A 22,879-nucleotide genomic window follows, 5' to 3' on the forward strand; every position below is an offset into this window, starting at 1 on the left:
CCTGTAACTTAGGAGGCTACCACGCTATCCATGTTTCGCGTCAAATTGACTCTGCGCCACAAGCCCAGCAAAAAAAACATTCTTAATTATTTAAGCGTAATCAAGATTTTCTTTAATTAATTTTGAAATATTATCCCAATCAGAATTTTTTTGTTCATTCCATTTTTCAAAGTATACAACATCCTTGAGTTCTAATCTTGGTAACCATCCTGCAGTTTCAAGATCTGGCTTCTCTGCAAATTCGTCAACATAACCTAGACACAAGTATGCAACAGGAACAACATGTTCAGGTAATTCTAAAACATCTTTCAAAGTATCATTTGATAAAATACTTACCCATCCTAATCCGATTCCTTCTGTTCTAGCTGCTAACCATAAGTTTTGAATTGCACAACATACACTGTATAATCCAGCCTCAGGAATACTTGAGCGACCTATAACAAATGGACCAAATTTTGATGGATCATATGTAACACAGAGATTTACAGGAGATTCTAAAATTCCTTCTAGTTTGAATGAAAGATATTTTGATTTTTTTGGTTCTTCAACTAATTGTGATGAACGGTCTTTTTCTTTTTCAAATGATTCTTTAATTTTCTTTTTAGTTTCAGAATTTTTGATTAAAATAAAATTCCAAGGTTGAGAAAATCCTACAGATGGAGCATGATGTGCTGCATTTAGAATTTTTGATAATTTTTCATCTTCTATAGCCTTTGAGACAAAATGAGATCTAACATCCCTTCTAGAATAGATTGCCTTGTAGAATCCATTTTTCTCACTTTCAGTAAAATCTTCAGTCAACTATTTCACGCCTTTTTCTCTTTTTATTCACTCTTTCTTTTGTTAAACGTTAATAATGCCAGTATCTAGTTTTGTACTTCAATGGGCCGGTAGTCTAGCTGGTTAGGATACCGCCTCGACACGGCGGTGATCGTGAGTTCGAATCTCTCTCGGCCCACTTTTTACTTTAATTCAGATTTGAATTCACTTTCAATGACACTCCAAGAAGTTTCAGTTGTTAGACTTCCATCTGCCATGAAATTTGCGATTTCATTATTTATCATAGAATTGTATACTCCTGAATTTTCTTCAGACATACTAAGAACAAATGTACTTTTCAGAGGAACTGATGCTCCAGAATAAAAAATTGCTCTACCTGGTAGTGCTATATCTGCAGTAGAATATTGTCCTGAACCTAATAATTCCCCATCTCCATAAAGCTGATAACCAATTTGTGAAACGGTAAATGTTTTCTCACTTGGATTTGTAACTAGAAAAGTTACATCAAATTTTGCTTGATTTTTCAGAGAATTAACATCTCTTAATTCTATATTTACTAGTTCAATTTCAGCTTGCTCAAGCGATTCATTATCTAAACTTGCATAGTAAACAATTCCACCCATTAATCCTAAAACACCTGCAATTGCAGCATATACTGTCATTTTGCTTTGAAGTGCCATTTCAATGGTATCAGATTGTGTACAACTAAAAAAGGTTGTCAAGATCCAAATACATAATATTTGATTTGAAGTATCTTATTTCATGGCTGCCATAGAACAGGCGATAATTACTTGGATTCATCTTGTTTCAGCAGCTATTTGGGTTGGTGGTTCGCTGTTTATTGGAATTGTATTTTCTCCAATTCTCAAAACCATGTCAAATTCTATTGAAGAAAGAATGCAAATAATGATTCGTGTAGGAAGACGATTTAACAAAATTGCTGTTCCTTCACTAATTATTTTGATGGCTACAGGACTTTATACATCACATCAGCTATTAAGTAAACCAGATATCCTAGTTGAAACTAGTTATGGAAATTTTCTAATCATAAAAATCATTTTAGTAATCTTACTTATCATCACATATGCAGTACATGTTAGAGTAATTCGAAAAGATGTAGAAGATAAAATCATGTCAAATAAAATGCCTGAAGAACAAATTCAAAAATTAAGAAAAAAAATTATCATTCTTGGTGAAGTCACAGTTGTCTTATCTGTAGCCATTTTGTTCTTTGCAGCGTTACTTGATGCTGGAGTATGATATTCCTTCTATAATCACTTGATAACCCTTTGGCAGTTTACCTATTCCGTATCTGCATCCAGTAATTTTTGATGTAACAAACAGATTTGTCTCTAAATGTGAAGTCATCTCTTTTACTTCAAAAGTTGTTTTTCCTGAGGCTAAACTAGCTGGTAATACGAGCATATCTGCTAGATTTTCATCTATAGCCGATGAATTTTCCAAAAATTTTTCTACATCAAAATCAAATTTTTTATTTTTTTTGTCAAATAATGAGTCTATTCCAAAAATTGTTTTTTCATCAATACTGTATGCTAATAATGAAGAACCTGAATCGATTGCTTTCTCTTCTTTAATTTCTATATCAACTGTAAAATTTTCATTTATTTTACTTTCAATTTTTTCAATTTCTTTTGAAATTAGTTCTAGAGGAATTTTTGAATATGTACACAAAATTGAAATGTCATTTGAAGTTCGTTTAGATAATGAAATTGAATTTACTTTAGAAGAAAAAACTTCTAACTCTACTTCCCCTTCCCCCTTTGGAAAATATCCTCTTTTTGTAATTTTTAATGAAAATTTTAAACCCATTCTTCTAAAAACTTCTTTCAAAATTTTTTCTGAATAATTAATAGTTGGACTCCACAAAACATCTGTTCCACCTCTAATTTTCACCTGTAATTTTTCCTTGAGAACTACTGCAAGAGGAATAATTGTTTGTAAAATTAATGATATGCTTCCAGCAGTTCCTACATCTTCATTTAATTTTTGACTCTTGATGTCTTTTGGAATAAATTTTAATTCTGTTGATCCAATATAATTCCCAATTACCTCTGCATTTGAAATTTTTTGTAAAATTTTGATAGCTGTAATATGTTGTGGCTTAAGTCCAGAAACTTTTCTATACTTTCTAATATTTACAATATGTACTGGCTTTTTTGTAATACAAGATAATGTAGTTGCTGAACGAATAATTTGGCCTCCACCTTCTCCATGTCCACCATTAATTTCTACAAAATCCATATTTTTTTTGGAAAAACACCATTTATGATAGTTTTTTAAAAACAATTTTCTTATGTAAAGTATGGATGGTCTACTAATTGGAAGATTTCAGCCATTTCATCTTGGCCATCTTGATGCATTAAGATTTGCGCTTACAAAAGTTGAAAATTTATGGTTAGGTTTGGGAAGTTCTAACAAACCTATGGAGAAAAATAATCCATTTTCAGCTGAAGAAAGAAAACAAATGATTTTATCTTCTATTGATGATTCGTTGAAAGAAAAAATTTCAATCTATTTTATTCCTGATTTAGATAATCATGTAAAATGGATTGAAATGATAGACGATATCGTTCCCCAATTCAAAATTGTCTTTTCAAATGATCCATTGACAGATCATCTGTATTCAAAAAGATCTGTTCAAGTTATTCCAATACCTTTTTTGAATCGAGATGATCTATCTGGAACAAATATTCGAGATTTGATTCTCAGCGATCAAAAATGGGAGCATTTAGTTCCTGAAGGAACAAAAAATTTCTTGATTCAAAATAGTGCCAAAGATCGTTTGAAAAATCTCTAATTATAAATAAACCCCGCATACTACCCATTCTAGACAATCATGGAATACCTTTCAATGCTTCCAGGCCCAACAAATGTACCTAATAGAGTAATGAGGGCAATGCTTGCACCAATCATTAACCATCGTAGTGATGATTTTGTAGAATTATACACTGACGTAGTAGACAAAACTCAACAAGTTTTTGAAACTAAAAATGATATTGTTGCACTATCAGCATCAGGAACTGGAGCAGTTGAAGCCGGCGTTGTAAATCTTGTAAAGAAAGGTGACAAAGTTATCATTCCTGTAAATGGTGAATTTAGTAATAGATTATCTCAATTAATTGAAGGCCAAGGTGCAAACGTTGTAAAACTTGAAACCCCACCAGGTCAAAATGCAACATTTGATCAAGTTAAAGAAGCATTTGATAATAACAAAGATGTTAAAGCATTCTATGTAGTTCACAATGAAACATCAACCGGTACTATGGTAAATTATCTCGATAAAGTATCTGATTTGACTTCAAGAAATGACGCATTCTATGTAGTTGATTCCGTTTCCCTTTTGGGTGGAGCACCACTTCCAGTTGATAAATGGAATATTGATGTATGTATGACAGGTGCACAGAAAGCAATCGCTGCACCTCCAGGAATCTCACCAATTTCTGTTAGTGCTAAAGCCAAAAAATACATGATAGAAAATCCTCCAAATACAATGTACTTCAATTTAGCAAGATACTTCAAATATTATGATGAAGAAAAACACACTCCCTTCACACCAGCATTACCATTACTCTATGCATATAGAGAAGCACTAGCAATTCTATTAGAAGAAGGATTACCAAATGTCTTTAACAGACACAAAATATGTTCTGATGCTTTGTATTCTGGTTTAAGTGCCATGGGTCTTTCACCATTTGCAAAAGAAGAAGATCGTTCAATTTCAATTGTTGCATTAAATTACTTGGATGGTCTTGAAGACAAGACATTTAGAAACACTCTTGCAAACAAATTCAAAGTTTTAGTTGCAGGTGGATTTGGAAATCTTAAAGGTAAAGTTTTCAGAGTTGGATGTATGGGTGAAGTAAGTCCATATCATGTTATGAGAACCATCTCTGCAATTTCATCAACCCTAGCAATGATGGGTTATGATATAGATGCTAAAGCAGGATTCAATGCTGCTGAAGAAAAACTCAAAGCTCTCTAAATCCTGTTAACTTAATATAAGGAAATTCGAGACCGATCACATTGACTTTCGATAAAGGTTCACTTATCCTTGTAGATTACACTGCAAAAGTGAAAGATAGTGAGGAAGTATTTGACACAACAATTGAAGAGGATGCAAAAAAACATTCAATTCATGAACAAAATGTCAAGTATCAACCAAAACTAGTTTCAATCGGCGAAGTATCTTATCCTGTTCTAAAAGGTCTTGATGAGGCATTAGCAAAAACTGCAGTTGGTGATAAACTAACAGTTGAAGTTACTCCTGACAAAGGATTTGGTGAACGTGATTCTGGCAAAGTTAGAATGATTCCTATTAGAAAATTGGGTGAAGATGCAGAGAAAGTTTCAGTTGGAGATACAATTGAAGTAGATAACAAAAGAGGAATTATTCGATTTATCGGATCTGGAAGAGTTCAAGTAGATTACAATCACAGATACGCTGGAAAAACCATCCTCTTTGATGTTAACGTCATTAAATCACTTGATTCTCCAAATGACAAAGTTGATGGAATTCTAAAAAATAGATTACCAGTTGAAGATTCTAAAATTTCATTTGATTTGAAAGATAAAGAAGCAAACATTTCAGTACCTGAAGAGATTTTACGTGCTGATGGTTTACAAATCATGAAACACTTTATCCAACTTGATGTTTTCAAATTTGTTCCAACACTTGAAAAAGTAAGTTTTGTTGAGACACATGTCAACAAACAAACTCAAGAAAAGAAACCTGAAACAAAAGAAAAAGCTGCTTAAACTTAGATTACTTTAGTACTCTTTGCAAGATTTTTTGCTTTGATATTTGTCATTTTAATTTCTTTTAATATTGTATATCTCTCAGGTCTAAGTTCTTGAGCAATTGTTAGTGCTTCTATTACCATATCTTCAGTTAATCCAATTTCTTTAGCAGTAGTTGGTGCTCCAACATTTTTTAATGTACTAACAATTTTTTTCCAATCTTGTCCTTGTAACTTTCCTATCAAAATGGAACCAATCCCACATTTTTCACCATGTAATCCAATTCCAGGTGCAATTTTATCAAGTGCATGTGAAAACAAATGTTCTGCACCAGAACATGGTCTACTGCTTCCTGCAATACATGAAGCTACACCTGCACTGATTAATCCCTCTACAATGACTCTTGCATCTGGACCTTTTTTTGCAAATTCTGATGAATTTTCCATTACTATTTTGGCACTCATCAAAGCCAAATCTGCTGCATATCTTCCATAGTACTCTTTTTTCTTTTCATGACCAAGTTGCCAATCTTTTACTGCGATAATATTTGCAATCAAATCTCCACATCCACTAGCAAGTAATTTTTTTGGTGCTTTTTTGATAATATCTATATCTACAAAAACTCCCATAGGTGCTGTTGCTACAATTGAATGCGGCTTGTCGCTTTTTACAGAAACAAATGGACTAGCCATTCCATCATGAGAAGCAGCAGTTGGCAAACTAACAAATGGTATTTCTAAATTATAAGAAATTAATTTTGCAGTATCAACAGACCTCCCACCTCCGATTCCAGCAATTAGATCTGCTTTGTCTTTTTTTACATTTTTTTGAATTTGGTTAAGTGATTCTATCTGGTTATCAATTGAAGTATGCCAAACAAATTTAATTTTATTTGAGTTTAGAGATTTTTCTATTTTTTTCCTTAATACTTTCTGAACATTTGTTCCAGAAATCAACGAAACTTTTTTTGGCTTGTTTAGAGTTTTCAAGAACTTTCCAAAATCAGCAATATTCTTTTCACCTATTTCAATGAGCCTGGGTAATTCCATTGTATGTGAATGCATGCGATCTTGATTTTTTCTCATTATTTATGATTTCAACGGATCAAAAAGTTATTTAAAAGGGTGACATGCCACTTACTTTATCTTAATAGGTGTATTTTTTGTCAAATAATGTCGAAGAAAAAATTCTGCACGGGACTACCACAGTAGGTATCAAAGCAAAAGACGGTATCGTCTTGTGTGCTGATATGAGAGCAAGCGCAGGCTATTTTATCGCAAACAACAATACTATGAAAATCCAAAAAATTGATCATCATGCTGGTTTAACCTTAGCCGGTGGTGTAGCTGATGCACAAAATATTGTTGATATCTTACGTTATCATTCTAACTTACACAGAGTGGAAAAACAAGGACCCATCTCAATTCACTCTTTAGCAAGACTATGTTCGTTGATATTTCATCAGAATAGAGGCTATCCATTTATGGCTGATATTTTGGTTGGCGGTTATGATGCACAAGGACCTGCATTGTTCAATATAGACATGTTCGGTTCAGTTGAAGAGAAATCATATGTAACAACAGGAAGTGGATCTCCAGTTGCTTATGGTTTACTTGAAGACGAATATAGAGCAGACCTTACTGTAGAAGAAGCAAAGAAAATTGCTTTACGTGCAGTTAAAGCTGCTATTGTTAGAAATATTGGTACAGGCGATGGAATTAATGTCGCCATCATGGATAAAGACGGCTTCCGTCTTTTGACCGATGAGCAAAAGAAAGCTGTCATCGAACTTTAGTGATTTAATGCAAAGAAAACAACCATCTAAAGAATTACCTTCTAGCCAAAATATAATGGCCACCATACTGCAAAGTATTCCTAAAGAAGCTAGTGTTACAAAAATAGAATATGAAGGACCTAGAATTGCACTTTATACAAATTCTCCACGATACTTGATGGAAAATAATGAAACAATCTCAAATCTTGTTAATGTAATTAAAAAAAGAATTGTAGTTCGAACCGATGAATCAATTCGTAAACCTGAAGATGAAGCTAGAAAAATTTTAGCAGACTGTGTTCCAAAAGATGCAAATCTACAAGGAACAATATTTGATACAGCCACTGGTGAGGTTTCAGTTGAAGCTAAACGACCCTGGTTATTGCAAAGAGATGCAAAAGAATTCAATCACGCAGAAATAACTGAGAAAATTGGATGGAAATTAAGAGTTAGAAAGGCTACTACAGTACCTTCCAGAACAATTCAAACCATTAATGCTACACTCAAACAAGCCTCATCTGAGCGTAGTAAGCAGCTAAAACAAGTTGGAGATGAAATTTTTAGACCTAGATTATCACAAAGAACTGAAGTTTCATTATACACTCTAGGTGGATTTGGTCAAGTCGGGCGTTCCTCATTACTTCTTTCAACTCCAGAAAGTAAGATTTTGATAGATTGTGGAATTAATCCAGGTGCTCGTTCTCCTATGGATGCATTTCCAAGATTAGATTCTCTGAATATGACATTAGATGAAATTGATGCAGTTGTAATTGGACATGCTCATTTAGATCACACTGGCTTTTTACCAACACTTTGTAAATACGGATACAAAGGACCAATCTATTGTACTGAACCAACTTTACCAATGATGAACTTGATTCAGTTAGATGCAATCAAAGTAGCAGCTGCACAAGGAAGAACTCCAATTTACTCTGAACGTGATGTAAAACAAATCATGAGACAAACAATTACGTTGCCTTATGGAACTGTAACTGATATTTCACCTGACATCAAATTAGTACTTGCAAATGCTGGACACATTTTGGGTTCTGCATTATGTCATTTCCATATTGGAAATGGTGATCACAACTTTGTTTATTCGGGAGATATCAAATTTGGAAAAAGTATTTTGTTTGAAGCAGCTAGTTGGAATTTCCCAAGAGTTGAAACATTACTAATTGAAAGTACTTATGGTCTTAAAGAAGACATTCAGCCTAGTAGACAAGAAGTTGAATCTGCTTTTATCAATGCTGTAAACAACACATTAGCAGATGGAGGTAAAGTTTTGATTCCAATTCCAGCTGTTGGACGTGCACAAGAATTGATGATGGTAATTGATCATTACATGAAATCTGGTGAAATGATTGAAGCACCAGTATTTACAGAAGGAATGATTTCTGAGGCATCTGCAATTCATGAATCATATCCAGAATATTTAGCCAGGGAATTAAAACAAAAGATTCTTGAAACTGATGATAATCCATTTGATTCTGAATATTTCACGAACATTGAGCACGCAGATGCAAGAGAAGAACCAATGAGAGAAGATTCGCCATGTATTATTTTAGCCACATCAGGTATGCTTGAAGGTGGGCCTGTCTTAGAATATTTCAAAAATATTGCACCTGATAAAAAGAGCAAAGTTTTGTTTGTATCTTATCAGGTAAATGGTACTCTTGGAAGACGAGTTTTAGATGGATCTAAACAAGTTTCAATGCTTGGAAAAGAAGGAAAGGTTGAAGTTGTCACAATTAATTGTGGAGTAGAAAAATTAGATGGATTCAGTGGTCACAGTGATTACAACCAACTGATGTCTTTTGTACAACGTCTCAGACCAAAACTAAGAAGAGTCTTAGTTAATCATGGTGAACGTAAGAAATCTGAAAATCTTGCAATGAACATTAGACGTATGCACCGAGTTCCTGCACATTATCCTCAAATTCAAGAAGCAATAAAATTATTTTAGATCGTACTCTGGTTTCCAGATCTTTATACTAGATGGGGCTACGATGATTCTTTCTTCTCCTAATCTAGCTATGTCTGCACCAGCTGTTTTTGCAATAGAATACAATTCTTCAACCACTTTTCTGAGCTGCTCTACATCTTTTTGTGCCAGTGGTGTAACCCTGAGAATCAAAATCATATCTTTTTTGATATCCTCTTTGATTGAATGAACATCACTAACGTCTCTGATTGTAATTGCTTTCAGATATGTTGGATTTTCTTGTTTTTGCATTCTATTTCGAAATGCGATCTACTTCCTCAAAAACTCTTCCTTAGTTTTAACTAATTTTTTTAAAATTTCACGCCTAGATTCTAAACTTTAGATAATCTTCTTCTAGAGCTCTTTTGGTTGAAATTTCTTCAGAATTATTTTCTGATTTGATTAAAACTATGCCTGATTCGTTTTTTGGAGCATCAGAATATCTTAGAGTTACTGATGATGCAAAGTTAAGATGTTCTTTTGCATTTTTACCACGAATAATTGAAATTGGTCCAACGTGATCTTTTGCTTCAAGTAAAATATCTCCTGGCATTGCAATTGCTTTAATCATCTCATTTTCATCTTTATTTCTTCCAACAACAAATTTTGTTTGTTCATCTAATCTGAAATGTCTTCCAATCTTTAACAAATCAATATCATTAATTGTAGGAGTTTTAGTATGTTCAAACAAATCTTTAGCTTTAATTCCAAATGCGGGATCTGTTAATAGACATCCACCACCAGCATTTGGTGGATTTTCTATCCCGTATTGTTTTGCCATTTCTAACTGAGTTCTTCTTGTTCTTCCTTTAATCATTCCTAAATTTTCTCTTTTGATCAAGCCCTCTTTCTCTGGATCTGTTGGTGGTAGCAGTCCTGCTGATAGTGGTCTAACAATTTTTCCAACCAGGTTTGATTCTTTTTCAATTGTTCTAAGTGAAGGTGCATGTTGACTCATAGGTCTTTGTCCTAATACTTCTCCAGAAATAATAAACTCTGCACCAATTTCTTCCATGTGTTTTTTTGCAGCATCAAACATCATTGAACGACAATCCACACATGGATTGAATCCTGCACCTATTCCATGTTTAGGATTTTTTAACATCTCAATATACTCATCACCAAGATAAACTGTTTTCAAATTTACATTAAGATCATCTGCACGCTCTCTAATTTCAAAACCACAACCTCTTCCACAATCAAAATCACAAAATGGTGTTTTTATTGCAACAGCTGATACATCAAATCCTTGTTCTTGCATCATTCTAACTGCTAACTGACTATCTAATCCGCCTGATAGCAATGCAACAACTTTTTTCTTTTCTTTTTCTTCTGTCACAAGAAATTCCTCTGAATTTCCATATACAAACTTTGCATCATACATAAATTGAGAAAAGTCAGATGATTTGTTGTGAAGCAGCGTCGAAAAAATCTTCTAAAACACGCACAAAAGATCGGTTGTGATACTCTAGTCACATTCGAGCCTGAAAATCTCTTCTATTTGACAGGATTTTGGGGAGAAGCAATAGGGCTGTTAGAAAAAAATGGTAAAACAACCATCATTGCACCTGAACTAGAGGTAGGTAGGGCAAAAGATGAATCTGAAGATTGTGATGTAATTACTGCTGAACGTGGAATAGGATTAATCACATCTCTAATCAAAAAAATCAAGAAAAACAAAGTTTGTACTGATTGTCAGAATTATCAAATAATGACTAGTCTGAAAAAATCAATTCCAAAAATCAAATCTTCCACTGAACCATTTTACAATGCTAGAATAATTAAAGACGAAAATGAGATCAAAATTCTCAAAAAAGCATCAAAAATCATAGATGAAATGTTCGAATTATGTACAAAAAAGATGAAAGTAGGCCAAAAAGAATCAGAACTACAAACAATTCTAATGACATATGCTATGGAACAAGGAATGTTTGATACTGGATACAAATCCACTTTGAATCCCTTAATTATTGCTGGAGGTCCAAATGGTGCACTTCCTCATGCACAAGTGACTCAAAGAAAATTCAAAAAAGGAGATCTTGTAGTTACTGATCTAACTTTAAGATACAAAGGATATGTTTCAGATGCTACTAGAACATTTGCAATAGGAAAAATTTCTACTGATGCCAATGAAGCTTATGAAATTGTTAAAGAATCACAAAAATTAGGGTTAAAATCTGTAAAACCAAACATAAATTGTAAAGATGTTGATGCGGCTTGTCGAAAATTTATTGATGACAAAAATTTTGGTCAATACTTTATTCATTCAACAGGTCATGGAATTGGATTAGAAGTACATGAATTACCTACTGTCTCATACAAAAGTGATACGAAATTGAAAAAAAATATGGCAATAACTGTTGAACCAGGAATTTATATCGAAAATAAATTTGGAATACGAATTGAAGATTCTCTAATTGTAAGGGATCGTGGACTTGTAATGCACAAATTTACTAAAGATTTAGTCACAATTTGAGGCTAATCATAAAAATCTACTAAATCTAAAATGTATTTTGAATCATCATTGTTTGCATCTATTTCATTAGAGTTTACATTAACATTCCAGTCATAATTCATTTCTCCTTTATGTGACTTGAAATCAAACATTACTTGATATTCTTCTGAATTAATTTTTGAAACGATAAGATCTACACTAGTTTTTTTATTATCATAAATTTTTTCATCAGGATATTCTTCTGCTATTTTATTTGATAATGCCTCCATAACAGTTAGTCCAGCTCCATTTGGACCATTATAGCCCATCAAGATATCAACTACTTGTTTATCTTCAGCTGAAAGTTCTGGTAATGAACCTTCTAGGTCTCCTTTGGTTAATTCAGGAACTGCAAAAATGATGAATAATCCAATTAATCCAAGATAAATGGGTGCTCTTTTTTTGAGAAATGCCTTAAAATCATTCTTTTTTGGTTTTTCTTCCTCTTTTTTCTTTCTATCTTTTCCCATCTTTCTCTCATCTAGTTTTTTGCAGTTAGAATTAAAACTTCCCAAGGGAAATGAATTACTCCATTTCTGTTTGTAAATGGTTTAGTATTTTCTTTTACCATGTCTCTGAGTTCCTTTCGTTGTGATCTATCTAATGTTGATAATTTTTCTTTGATTGGTTTTGCAACATATTTTATGTAATTTGTCCAATAATCATCAAATTTTCCTGGACTGTATTTGAAAACATATTCGTGAATTGAAATATTTGAAAATCCTGATTTTTTTACTTCATTTCTTAGAGATTTTTTTGTTCCAAATCTATCTAAATCTGGAGTTCCTCGAGGGATGTAATCTGGAATAAATTGAGTTACTGCATCATATATTGCTCCAAAAAATGGCACATTATCCCTATGCCCATGAACAGATATGCCTAATTTTCCTGATTTTTTGAGATTTTTCTTCATATTTTTGAGAGCCTTGACTGCATTTGGAAAGAAAAACAAAGCGTATTGACAAGTAATTGCATCAAATTTTTGATTAAAAGAAAAATTTTCTGCATCAGAATTTACAAATGAAATATTTGAATTTTCTTTATTGTATTTTTTTGCAATTTTAATTGCTGTCACTGATGTGTCTGCAGCAATGACATGACCAAATTTTCCAACTTTTTGACTTAATCTTTTAGTAACTACTCCAGTTCCACATGCAACATCCAATACATTGAATCCTTTTTGAACATTAACATGTTCAACTAATTTTTTTGTACTTTGAAATGGACCATAAGTTGCAGTAGCCCATCGTTTATGATATCTAGGAGCAACTTCATTCCAAATTTTCATATTTCTTTTTTTATAATCAAATGAATTTAATTTCAATTCTCTTTCAAATCTTTTAATTCTGATTTTAATGTTCTTCCTGTTTCATGATAAAATCTATGCTCAATTTCTTTAAGTTGTTCAGAAAGTTTGAAAGTATTTGCATTTTTCTTTTTCATCTTTTGTTTTGTTTCAAAATATTGTGAAATCAATTTTTTTAAATCAGAATTTTTCATTTTAATTTATTTTCAATCTCTTTTTTGATAAATTTCACAATTGATTCTTTTTTCTTCCAACCTGATATCTTGACATAATTTTTATCAATGATCAAAACTTTATTCATACTTGGATTTTTTTGATATTTTTTACCAATATCATTTGCAATAATCATATCTGCATCTGACTCTCTCATCTTTTTTTGAGCTGATTTTATAAGATAATTCTGAGAAATATCTGTCTCTGCTTTGAATCCAATAAGAAAAGTGTCTTTTTGATACTTTTTTACCAAATCAATGATTTTGGGTGCTTTTTTGAGCCTAATATTTAGAGAATTTTTTGTACTTTTGATTTTTGATTTAGAGAAATTTTCTGGAGTATAATCAGATGCAGCAGCTGCCATGATAACAGCATCAAATTTTTTCTTTAGTTCTTTTTTTGTTGCATCAAACATTTCTTTACTTGTCTTTACATTTGTTATCTTTGCACCTTTTGGTGGTTTTTCATTTCCTGGTCCGTAAATCATAGAAACTTTGGCTCCTGCAGAAATTAATTCTGATGCAAGTAGAACTCCAGTTTTTCCTGTACTAACATTTGTGATAACTCTAACAGGATCTATGTATTCAATTGTAGGCCCTGCTGTTATCAGAATTTTTTTATTTTTAAGAATTGGCGATGAACCAAATTTGTTTAGAACATTTTCTAAAACATATTCAGGCTCAGGAGCTTTAGCTTTTCCTTCAATCATTTGTGGACTGACAAACTGAATCTTGTTTTTCAAAAACTCAATGTTCTTTTTTACTGCAGAATTTTCATACATTGATTCGTGCATTGCCAAACACATCATTATTGGTATTTTTGAACCAAATCCAACTGTAAGAACAGTGGAAATTGGTGTATCATCAATACCATTTGCTAATTTTCCAAGAGTATTTGCTGTCCCTGGATAGACAATTAGTAAATTTGATTGCTTGTAATCAGCTAATTTGATGTGTTCTAATTTTCCAGTAAGTTTTGTAATGACATTATTACCTGTTGCCCATTTGAAATAATCGGGTTGAATTAATTTTGTAACAGCACTACTTGCTACACATGTTACATCTGCTCCATGTCTCATTAACAATCTAGCTAATTCAATTGCTTTGTATGCAGCAACACTTCCTGCTACACATAGAACAATTTTCTTTCCTGATAGTTCTGTTCCATGAGATGAAACAATATCTAATGATGGATGATCATTTTTTTTGATTTTTTTCTTAGCTACCAAAGTGATCACGTAATTTTTTCAATTCTGTCTCATCCATTGAAAACCAATTTTCTTCTGCAGGAAATGTACCTGATGAAACATCATTTTTGTAATTCTCAAGAGACTTTACAATATCTTCAGACAAATTCATGTATCTTTTTGCAAATTTTGGCTTGATCTTATCATACATGCCCAACAAATCATGAACAACCAATACCTGCCCGTCACATCCTACCCCTGAACCAATTCCAATAATTGGAACACTAACTGTTTCAGAAATTATTTCTGCAACTTCGTGACTTACCATCTCTATTGCAATACTAAACACACCTGCTTCTTCAAGCTCTTTTGCGTCTTGAATCAACTTCATTGCAGCCTCTTTTGTTTTTCCTTGTACTTTGTATCCTTGTGATAGCATTGTTGTTTGTGGTTGTAATCCAATATGTCCCATCACTGGAATTCCAACATCTACAATTGCACTAATTGTTTCAGCCATAATTGATCCTCCTTCTAATTTTACTGCATCTGCTCCTGCTTTGATTAATTTGCCTGAATTGTTTATTGCATCCTCTATGCTTGCTTGATATGACATAAATGGTAAATCAGCTACTAGTAAGGAGGATTTTCTTGCATTACTTACTGATTCAGTAAACATACACATTTGATCCATAGTTACTGGAATTGTATTTTCATATCCAAGCATTACCATTCCTGCACTATCACCAACTAGCAAAATATCAATTCCTGCTTTATCGCAAAGTGAAGCTAATGTGTAATCATAACTAGTAATTACAGAAATTTTCTTTTTTTCTTTTTTCATATTTAGAATATCTTGAACTGATTTATGCAATTCTAGCTCTCCTTGTTAAATTATTTTTTATTTGAACTACATTTTCAGAAAGATTATTTTTATTATTAAAATCAGAGATGATTTTTTCTAATCTTTTTGGATTTGATTTTGACAGTTTTTTGCATTCAACAATTAACAAATCAATTGCTCTTGTGACATTATCTACAATTGTTATATTTGCAGTTTGCGAAGTTCTGGAGAGTGGATTTAGATCAAATGTGATTACAGTTTTTCTAGCATTTCTTAATGCCATTGTTCTATCACCATCTTCTAATGGAACTATAACAACATCAGCTGCAAAAATTCCATTTTTATCAACAATTCTTCTTTCTGAATCAATTCCAACTAGTTTTGTTGATGATTTTGGATTAGTACCGAGAATTTCTTTGGCACCGTTCTTCTTTAGAATTTTAACAATAGCTTTTTTCCTGTTCTCATTTGCATAAAAGAGATTTACCTCAATCTTTGCCTTTGTCTGATTTGCCAGTTTGACTATCTGTTTTGGGCACAAAGCTGCAATGTTTCCGTTAACTGAAATTACTGGGTTTTGTGCCTGGATTATCTGAGCTGCTGCTGCCTTTATGGCTTTTTTGGCTGCTTTTCCTGTTTTTTCTCCAAGTAAATAATCAAATGCCTCGCCCCTGCCCTGAGCCAAAAGTCCTTCTTTTGCAACTAAACCGTTATCAAAACCATCAACTAGTTTTTCTCTTATTAACAGTGATTTTGCTCTTGGATGAGATTTTGGAATAAGTGGCATATGATTTCAATTAGTTATTTAGAATTCTTGCTCCAATGTTATCTAATTCTGATTTTATAATAATTCCATCAGAATATTTTTCTAAAATTTTTAACACCTCATCTTGCTTATCTTTTGGAATCATTGTAAAAATGGTTTCACCAAATAATGCTATCCCACATTTGATATTATTATCTGATAATTCATTAACTAGCTTTTGCATTTTTGGTGTCATGACATCAATATATTCTGCAAATTCTAATGACATATCTTGAAAATGTTCATAATTTTTTGATTCTAATAATCTGTTAACCATTTTTCCACCAAGTCCATTGATTTGTGATAATCTTTCTTTGATGAATTTATTAGTAGAAATTGGAGAAAAGCAAATCATAATTATGGAAATTTTTTCAGTTGAAATTTTTTCAACGCTTCCTATTCCAGGAGCTCCGGGTTTAACTCTAATTTCAAAACCACCGTGGTATGAAGCCAACACATCACCCAAACCTGTTTTACAATTTACTTCTGCATTGTGAGCAATTTTTCCAATGAATGTTTTATCTAGTTTAGTTTCTAGTGCTTCATCTAATGCAAATGAAAGTGATAAAGCAACTGCACTACTTGATCCTAAACCATAACCCACTGGAATTGTAATTTCGTGTTTTATATCAAAAAATCTATCTGAAAAATCTCCTAATTTTAGAAATTCATTTAGAACAAATTCTGACACATCTGTTTTATCTGATTCATAACCAATTGTTGAAATTTTAAAATTTGATTTTTGTCCTTTTTTTTCACTTACACTTACACTAGTTGTAACCCCTTGTTTGATCGAAAATCCTGCTCCCATTGAACCAAGATTTTCAGAAATTTTTTGAGAATCATCTAAATGAGCTGTGAAAAAACCTGTGATATGTGCAGGACAAAATGCCTTTGCCTCCATTGATCTGAGTTTAAATTTAACACAAAATATAAGAATATGGCTTAAATTAATTAAATTAGTATAAATTGACTAAATTCATTCGTCGCCTACAAAGAATCGGAAGCAGCATTCTAGTTTCACTTCCAAAAGAATGGGTTGATGCAAATAATTTGGATAAAAGTAGTCAGGTAGAACTTGAAACTGGACAAGACAGCATTTCTATTTCTGCTAACAAAGAAATCCGCCCAACAAAAGAATTAGTAATTTCATATCCCTTGCCAAAGGAGGAAAATATAGTTGCAGACATTACTGGTGCATATCTTTTAGGATATGATATTATTCAAATTAATTCAAAATCAATAATTCCAGGGGAAGATCGAGAACAAATTCGTAATTCGATGAGACGTCTTGTTGGAATGGAAATCATTGAAGAAGATGCTTATCATATAAACATGCAATTTCTTTTAGATGCTACAACACTTAATCCACAAAAAATTCTCAAAAGAATGAGTTCAATTGCTTTGGGAATGTATGATGATGCAACAAATGGCTTGACATCAGATGATAAATCAAATTTGCAAACAATTCCTAATCGTGATGTAGAAGTTAATCGACAATATTTCTTACTAGTTAGATTAATTCGAAGTACTCTTGTAGATAGAAGATTAGCAACTACTTTTAATCTAGAAAATATTGATATTTTGGATTACAGAGTTGCTGCAAATCTATTGGAAAATGCAGGTGATTCAATTGTTGAATTATCTAATTTGATTTACAACTCATCATTATCAAAAGAGCACACAAAGAAAATTTTCATTGTTGTAAAGAATTTTAGTATTTTAGCTGAAAAATCTATTGATGCTTTTACAAAGCCTGATAGATTATTAGCAATTGAAACAATTTCATCTTACAAAGAATTAGAAGATAAACTTGGTTCTTTGCGTGCTAGTTTAGATAAGAAAAAAGAAATTCCAATTGATTTCCTTGATTTAATCTATATGTTTGAAAAAGTAATTCAATCATGGGCCGATGTTGCAGATCTTGTAAAACCTATTTACAACGAATAATCAATAGAGTTTTTTCTTTGATGCATATGTCAAAACAGCGCAAATAGTTTTAGAATCTTGGATTTTACCTGTTTTGATCATTCTTAGAACTTTTTTCAAATCTATTTTTTCTACTGATAGAATTTCATCCTCATCGAGCTTCAAATCGGCAATTTTCTTTAATCCTGAGGCTAAAAAGCAGTGAATAATCTCTGAATTGTAGCCTATAGAGGGATAGAATGTGATTAATGGTGTCATTTTTTTTGCTCTGTATCCAGTCTCTTCTTCTAATTCTCTAAATGCACATTTTATGGGCTCCTCATTTTTCTCTAATGTACCTGCTGGAATTTCTAAAACATAACCATGTGGAAATCTATGTTGTTTCACTAAAATCAACTTTTTGTCTTCATCAAATGCAAGCATTGCTGCTGCACCTCTGTGTTCTATTACTTCTCGTTTTACTTTTCTTCCTTCAATTTTTCCATCATATACACTTAATCCTAAAATTTTTCCATCATAGATCTTTGTTTTTTTCATTGATTTAATGAAAAATTCTTATTATTTAATTTGTTTCATATGCTAAGTGTAATGTTGGCGATTTCTTGAAATCCTCTATTGCTCTTTCTAACCATTTATCATAAAATGATATTTTTTTAGGAATAAACAAATCTGCTGATTTTACATTTTTGATGTTTCTTACCTTTTGAGTAATTTCATCCATCTTGAAAATACTGTCACTATACATAAACAAAACAATTTGATTTTTTGCAATAAATGGAATTTGTAAATAAGAATCTGAAAATACTTTATTCATATTTTCTAATGTACCTTTAAGATCATTTTCAATCCATGTAAGAACAGCATGTGGAATAAAATCTTCAATTTTTTGTGGATCATAAACTAATGTGAATTGAATTCCATCATTTTCTTGAAGCTTTTCTATACATCTTGTAATTGTCTTAGTTGAAAGATTTGTATTTTTTGCAATATCTTCAATTTTTTGTCTTGGTTCATTGATCAATTCACCTAAAATTTCTAAATCTGTTTTTGTGAGATTTGAATTAAATCCAGTATTATCAGCTTCAAAAATTGTTAATACTCTAACATCCTTCATTAGTTTTGATGCCAATTCGACTTTTTGCTCCAAATTCTCTTTAATCACAATTCCACAAACAGTAATCCCTCCAACACATGGAACAACAATGAATGGCTCACCTACAAGACTAACTTGTTCTAAAATTTCTTTGATATCTTCTCCAGATACTACAAAGTACAAAATCCCATATCCTAAAACTGGAGGTTCGACTTTAATGAAAAAATCCTCAATAATTCCATTTTTTTCCATTTTTTTGATTCTAGCACGAACTGCACCACCTGAAATACCTAGTTCTAAGCCTATTTGCCTATCAGATTCTCTGCAATTATTCAGAAGCCTGCTCAAAATTTTCATGTCTAAAATGTCCATTTTGTCACCTAAAGTATCTCCATGAAATATATAAAAAACTAATTTTATATAAAATTGTCTACTATGTTAGCACTATGTATCCTATACATTAAATACTAGACTATTTTATTCTGATCGTTGGAATACAGATTAACCCTAGCAAAAAGAATGCTGTTTAACAAAAAAGGGAGTTTGATTGGAGCAGTTTTAGCTGTCACCATTGGAATTTTAGTTATTCATGTCAATTTTGTAATCTTTCAAGGACTCTTTGATGCAATTGTCCGGGACATTAGTGATTATAGAAATGGAGATATTCTTGTTACAGATGATGCTGATTATATCGATAAATCTGATTTGTCTTTAGTAAATTGGTTTGAAAGAATTCCATATGTTGAAGCGGCGACACCGCGGCTTTCATCAACTGCCGAAATGAATATGACAAAATATGGAAAACTAGTTGAAGAAACACGTGTCCCAATTGTAGGAGTTGATCCTTTTACTGACATTAGAGCTTCAACAGTTCATGAAACTGTTTCAGATGGATCCTATGTATTTTCTAGAAATTCAATTGTCCTAGGTTCTAATGTTGCTAGAGATCTAGGTGGAGCAGAAGTTGGAGACAGTGTTAAAGTTTTAGTTGTTGATAGATATGGTGAAGATCAACTTAGACGATTTACTGTTGTTGGAATTGCAGCATCTCCAGGTGGTCAAGGTTTTGATTATACTGCTGTAATTCATATTGATACACTACGAGATATGATGAGTCGTCAAGGTGATACTGGTTCATTAATGGTAAAACTAAATGATCCTACAAAAGCATTCGAAGTGAAAGAATTCTTTTTACGTTCATTTCCTAATGATGACTTTTTAGCTGAAACTATAGAAGAATCTGCTGAAGAACAATTAGCCGGATTTAGATCTGGAATTGCAATGATCAATATGATTGGATATTTTGGAATGATGTCATCTGCATTTGCAATTGTTACTATTCAAATGATGCTAGTAAATGGCAAAACTAGAGAGATAGGTGTAATGAGATCAATTGGTGCAAAAAGAAAAGACATCTTAATTATTTTTATCTTCCAAGGAATGATTATTGGAGCAATTGGAGCAGGAGTGGGTACTGCTGCAGGATTGGGATATACATTTTATGCAAAAGAAACCAAAATGTCATTCAATAACAGTTTGCCTCTAGAGGTAAGTTATGATTGGGGCAAAATTACTCAAACAGCCTTAACATCATTTACTCTAGCCATAATTGCTTCGTTATACCCGTCGTATAGGGCAACCAAATTACTACCTGTGGAGGCGATGAGAACTGTCTAAAGTACTTGAAATCAATAATGTTAGCAAGATATATGGAGAGGGCGAAAATCAAGTAAAAGCTCTTGATAATGTTTCATTTTCAATTGAACAAGGAGAAATTGTATTAATTGTTGGAAGTTCTGGTTCAGGAAAATCTACATTACTCAATATGATTGGATTACTTGACAGACCTACAAATGGTAAAATCTCTATTGATGGTATTGATACTACAACATTAAATGATGATAACATCTCATCATTTAGAAATAAAAAATTAGGATTTATTTTCCAATTTTCCAATCTTCTAACTGATCTTACCGTTCTAGAAAATGTTCTATTACCTAGACAAATTGGTGGAAGTACTCAGACAGCAAAATCTGATGCAATTGACTTGTTAACTTCTGTAGGATTAGAATCTCAAATTAAAAAACGAGCAAATAAAATCTCTGGTGGACAAGCTCAAAGAGTTGCCATTGCACGAGGTTTAGTAAATAAACCATCAATAGTTTTAGCTGATGAACCTACTGGAAATCTTGATTCAGTTACTTCCCAAACAATTGTTGACTTGATGAAATCAATGGCAAAAAAACTTAATCAAACTTTCATTATTGTTACACATGATAGACATCATTTTGGAGATGTTGATAGAGTAATTACAATTAAAGATGGTAAAGCATTTGAAGGTGATCAACCATCTGAGATGGAGGTTTTAGCATGATAAATCAAAAAATATTACTATCAATTATGTTGATTGGATTTTTACCATTAATTGTAAATGACTCATATGGTCAAATAACCTCAGGTGGATTTGGTCAATCACCATTTGAACGTGATTTTGGTGATGTAAAATTCCTTGATTCATACTTTGGTACATTAAATCAAAAAATCGAAGTTGAAGCTGGAGACAGAAATGTCCCATTTACTGTAGTTTTTGCAAATGTTGGAACTCAGGATATTACTGGAATCAAAGGACAATTATCATTACCATTTGGTTTTAGTCCTGCAGATGGACCAGGTTCAATTATTCTTGCTGATAGTGATTCAAATTCACTTGCAGGAGACAATTTCCATCTAACATTTTTTGTAAACATTGCTGATAATACTCCAAATCAACAATTTCCAGGTACAGTTAAAGTTGATTACTCTAGATTACGAGAGTCTGGAGTTAGAACAGCCTTTGCTGATTTCCAGTTCAAAGTTACTGGAGATAGTGTCATCAATGTAAGAGCACTAGAACCATTTTTGACATCATTGACAACAAATAATGTTGTTATAGAAATTGCAAATGATGGAACTGCACCAATCTCTGGTGTTGATATTGTTTCAACAAATACACAAACAGAGCGTGCATCCACAGCAGCTTCAACTACAAATGTTGAAAATGTTGTAATCTTAGAATCAAATTGGGACATTGGAACAATAGAACCACAATCTGCAAAATTCCTAACTGCTACTGTATATGTTCCAGAATCTCTTAAAGGAGATACATTACGAATTCCATTATCTATTTCATATTTTAACGCACATGGAGATCAGGAAATTATTGCAAAAGTTGTAGACTTCTATATTAAGGGATTAATTGATCTAACAGTGTTCAATGTAGAAGTTATTGAATTATCTGGAACTCAAATGGTAGTTGGTGAAATTATTAATGAAGGAAATCAAGATGGATTATTTGGCTTTGCATCAATTCAATCACGAGGAGATTCTAACATTAAACCCCAATCTCAATTTATTGATGAAATAGAAGTTGATGCTCCAGTTCCATTCAATCTTCCTTTAGAATTCGATGGTGAACCGAAATATGGAGAACATGAAGTAACAATTACTGTAAGATACAAAGATGGAGTTCGTGATGAAATCTTTCTAAATCATGATACCACAATCTTCATTGAAGAGATTTCAAATGAAGAAGAAAATGGTTCAGATGCTTCCTTAGTGATAATCCCAATTGTTATTGCCATTGGAGTGGGTTTCTTCTTGATGCGCAGGCGTAAAAAACAGTCAATTACATAGTGATTAAATTTTTAATCTAAAACTAGGGAATAACTACTGATAAA

Annotated in this window: 26 protein-coding genes and 1 tRNA gene; 12 read left to right on the top strand and 15 right to left on the bottom strand. The window is 32.3% G+C overall.

Annotation, left to right across the window (positions count from 1 at the left end):
• Positions 1-90: 90 nt before the first annotated feature.
• The gene (gene bluB, locus Q0941_RS03980) at positions 91-801 is read right to left on the bottom strand and encodes a 5,6-dimethylbenzimidazole synthase (protein WP_299291584.1); all 711 of its coding nucleotides are present in this window, start codon (positions 799-801) and stop codon (positions 91-93) included.
• Between the two features lie 83 nt (positions 802-884).
• Between bluB and Q0941_RS03985 the strand changes: the two genes are divergently transcribed.
• A tRNA-Val gene (locus Q0941_RS03985) sits at positions 885-958 on the top strand.
• Positions 959-962: 4 nt separating this feature from the next.
• On the opposite strand, the gene Q0941_RS03990 is transcribed toward Q0941_RS03985, so the two are convergent.
• Entirely contained in the window at positions 963-1,460 is a 498-nt protein-coding gene (locus Q0941_RS03990) for a hypothetical protein (RefSeq protein ID WP_299291586.1), read from the bottom strand.
• 82 nt (positions 1,461-1,542) lie between these two features.
• On the opposite strand from Q0941_RS03990, the gene Q0941_RS03995 reads away from it, so the two are divergent.
• Entirely contained in the window at positions 1,543-2,040 is a 498-nt protein-coding gene (locus Q0941_RS03995; RefSeq protein WP_299291588.1) for a CopD family protein, read from the top strand.
• Here Q0941_RS03995 and rtcA read toward each other — a convergent pair.
• Complete coding sequence (rtcA, locus tag Q0941_RS04000) at positions 2,020-3,042, bottom strand: RNA 3'-terminal phosphate cyclase (protein WP_299291590.1); 1,023 nt, start codon at positions 3,040-3,042, stop codon at positions 2,020-2,022. The genes Q0941_RS03995 and rtcA overlap by 21 nt on opposite strands.
• Positions 3,043-3,103: 61 nt before the next feature.
• Here rtcA and Q0941_RS04005 point away from each other — a divergent pair, with 61 nt between their 5' ends.
• Genes Q0941_RS04005 through Q0941_RS04015 form a run of 3 tightly spaced genes read left to right on the top strand, consistent with a single transcriptional unit; the run spans position 3,104 to position 5,556 of the window.
• Positions 3,104-3,598, top strand: coding sequence for a nicotinamide-nucleotide adenylyltransferase (locus Q0941_RS04005; RefSeq protein ID WP_299291592.1), 495 nt, complete (start codon positions 3,104-3,106; stop codon positions 3,596-3,598).
• A gap of 39 nt (positions 3,599-3,637) precedes the next feature.
• Entirely contained in the window at positions 3,638-4,783 is a 1,146-nt protein-coding gene (locus Q0941_RS04010; protein ID WP_299291594.1) for an alanine--glyoxylate aminotransferase family protein, read from the top strand.
• 41 nt (positions 4,784-4,824) lie between these two features.
• Positions 4,825-5,556, top strand: a complete 732-nt coding sequence (locus Q0941_RS04015; RefSeq protein ID WP_299291596.1) for an FKBP-type peptidyl-prolyl cis-trans isomerase — start codon at positions 4,825-4,827, stop codon at positions 5,554-5,556.
• 2 nt (positions 5,557-5,558) lie between these two features.
• On the opposite strand, the gene Q0941_RS04020 is transcribed toward Q0941_RS04015, so the two are convergent.
• Complete coding sequence (locus tag Q0941_RS04020; protein ID WP_299291598.1) at positions 5,559-6,623, bottom strand: sn-glycerol-1-phosphate dehydrogenase; 1,065 nt, start codon at positions 6,621-6,623, stop codon at positions 5,559-5,561.
• 68 nt (positions 6,624-6,691) lie between these two features.
• On the opposite strand from Q0941_RS04020, the gene psmB reads away from it, so the two are divergent.
• The gene (gene psmB, locus Q0941_RS04025) at positions 6,692-7,333 is read left to right on the top strand and encodes an archaeal proteasome endopeptidase complex subunit beta (protein ID WP_299291600.1); all 642 of its coding nucleotides are present in this window, start codon (positions 6,692-6,694) and stop codon (positions 7,331-7,333) included.
• Positions 7,334-7,340: 7 nt separating this feature from the next.
• On the top strand, positions 7,341-9,278 hold the full coding sequence (locus Q0941_RS04030; protein ID WP_299291602.1) for a beta-CASP ribonuclease aCPSF1: 1,938 nt from the start codon (positions 7,341-7,343) through the stop codon (positions 9,276-9,278).
• Here Q0941_RS04030 and sepF read toward each other — a convergent pair.
• Both sepF and Q0941_RS04040 read right to left on the bottom strand, forming a co-directional pair.
• The gene (gene sepF, locus Q0941_RS04035) at positions 9,270-9,548 is read right to left on the bottom strand and encodes a cell division protein SepF (RefSeq protein WP_299291604.1); all 279 of its coding nucleotides are present in this window, start codon (positions 9,546-9,548) and stop codon (positions 9,270-9,272) included. The two genes, Q0941_RS04030 and sepF, sit on opposite strands and share 9 nt — an antisense overlap.
• A gap of 73 nt (positions 9,549-9,621) precedes the next feature.
• Positions 9,622-10,635, bottom strand: a complete 1,014-nt coding sequence (locus Q0941_RS04040) for a tRNA (5-methylaminomethyl-2-thiouridylate)-methyltransferase (RefSeq protein ID WP_299291606.1) — start codon at positions 10,633-10,635, stop codon at positions 9,622-9,624.
• A 72-nt stretch (positions 10,636-10,707) separates the two neighbouring features.
• Here Q0941_RS04040 and Q0941_RS04045 point away from each other — a divergent pair, with 72 nt between their 5' ends.
• Entirely contained in the window at positions 10,708-11,772 is a 1,065-nt protein-coding gene (locus Q0941_RS04045; RefSeq protein WP_299291608.1) for a Xaa-Pro peptidase family protein, read from the top strand.
• Between the two features lie 2 nt (positions 11,773-11,774).
• On the opposite strand, the gene Q0941_RS04050 is transcribed toward Q0941_RS04045, so the two are convergent.
• From Q0941_RS04050 to Q0941_RS04080, 7 genes are read right to left on the bottom strand one after another with little or no spacing between them, the layout of a single operon-like run.
• Complete coding sequence (locus Q0941_RS04050) at positions 11,775-12,260, bottom strand: hypothetical protein (protein WP_299291610.1); 486 nt, start codon at positions 12,258-12,260, stop codon at positions 11,775-11,777.
• A gap of 11 nt (positions 12,261-12,271) precedes the next feature.
• Positions 12,272-13,078, bottom strand: coding sequence for a methyltransferase domain-containing protein (locus tag Q0941_RS04055; protein WP_299291611.1), 807 nt, complete (start codon positions 13,076-13,078; stop codon positions 12,272-12,274).
• Between the two features lie 32 nt (positions 13,079-13,110).
• The gene (locus tag Q0941_RS04060; RefSeq protein WP_299291613.1) at positions 13,111-13,290 is read right to left on the bottom strand and encodes a hypothetical protein; all 180 of its coding nucleotides are present in this window, start codon (positions 13,288-13,290) and stop codon (positions 13,111-13,113) included.
• A complete protein-coding gene (gene coaBC / locus Q0941_RS04065) occupies positions 13,287-14,537 on the bottom strand; it encodes a bifunctional phosphopantothenoylcysteine decarboxylase/phosphopantothenate--cysteine ligase CoaBC (RefSeq protein ID WP_299291615.1) in 1,251 nt (416 codons plus the stop codon). Before coaBC ends, Q0941_RS04060 begins: the two co-directional genes overlap by 4 nt.
• Entirely contained in the window at positions 14,527-15,366 is an 840-nt protein-coding gene (gene panB, locus Q0941_RS04070; protein ID WP_299291617.1) for a 3-methyl-2-oxobutanoate hydroxymethyltransferase, read from the bottom strand. The genes coaBC and panB overlap by 11 nt, the downstream gene beginning before the upstream one ends.
• Positions 15,359-16,123, bottom strand: coding sequence for a 4-phosphopantoate--beta-alanine ligase (locus Q0941_RS04075; RefSeq protein ID WP_299291619.1), 765 nt, complete (start codon positions 16,121-16,123; stop codon positions 15,359-15,361). The genes panB and Q0941_RS04075 overlap by 8 nt, the downstream gene beginning before the upstream one ends.
• A 10-nt stretch (positions 16,124-16,133) precedes the next feature.
• The gene (locus Q0941_RS04080) at positions 16,134-17,045 is read right to left on the bottom strand and encodes a GHMP kinase (RefSeq protein ID WP_299291621.1); all 912 of its coding nucleotides are present in this window, start codon (positions 17,043-17,045) and stop codon (positions 16,134-16,136) included.
• 65 nt (positions 17,046-17,110) lie between these two features.
• Here Q0941_RS04080 and Q0941_RS04085 point away from each other — a divergent pair, with 65 nt between their 5' ends.
• A complete protein-coding gene (locus Q0941_RS04085) occupies positions 17,111-18,091 on the top strand; it encodes a phosphate uptake regulator PhoU (protein ID WP_299291623.1) in 981 nt (326 codons plus the stop codon).
• Here Q0941_RS04085 and Q0941_RS04090 read toward each other — a convergent pair whose 3' ends face one another.
• Together Q0941_RS04090 and Q0941_RS04095 are read right to left on the bottom strand one after the other, a co-directional pair.
• A complete protein-coding gene (locus Q0941_RS04090) occupies positions 18,092-18,607 on the bottom strand; it encodes an NUDIX hydrolase (protein WP_299291624.1) in 516 nt (171 codons plus the stop codon).
• A 25-nt stretch (positions 18,608-18,632) separates the two neighbouring features.
• A complete protein-coding gene (locus Q0941_RS04095) occupies positions 18,633-19,535 on the bottom strand; it encodes a winged helix-turn-helix transcriptional regulator (RefSeq protein WP_299291626.1) in 903 nt (300 codons plus the stop codon).
• Positions 19,536-19,682: 147 nt separating this feature from the next.
• Between Q0941_RS04095 and Q0941_RS04100 the strand changes: the two genes are divergently transcribed.
• The 3 genes from Q0941_RS04100 to Q0941_RS04110 are packed head-to-tail and all read left to right on the top strand — an operon-like array spanning position 19,683 to position 22,835.
• On the top strand, positions 19,683-20,840 hold the full coding sequence (locus Q0941_RS04100) for an ABC transporter permease (RefSeq protein WP_367277470.1): 1,158 nt from the start codon (positions 19,683-19,685) through the stop codon (positions 20,838-20,840).
• Between the two features lie 28 nt (positions 20,841-20,868).
• Positions 20,869-21,537: an ABC transporter ATP-binding protein gene (locus Q0941_RS04105; protein WP_299291870.1), complete on the top strand. Its 669-nt coding sequence runs from the start codon at positions 20,869-20,871 to the stop codon at positions 21,535-21,537.
• On the top strand, positions 21,537-22,835 hold the full coding sequence (locus Q0941_RS04110; protein ID WP_299291872.1) for a hypothetical protein: 1,299 nt from the start codon (positions 21,537-21,539) through the stop codon (positions 22,833-22,835). The genes Q0941_RS04105 and Q0941_RS04110 overlap by 1 nt, the downstream gene beginning before the upstream one ends.
• The last annotated feature ends 44 nt before the right edge of the window (positions 22,836-22,879 follow it).

This window comes from Candidatus Nitrosopumilus sp., assembly GCF_028278985.1.
In the GTDB taxonomy this organism is placed as follows: Archaea; Thermoproteota; Nitrososphaeria; order Nitrososphaerales; family Nitrosopumilaceae; genus Nitrosopumilus.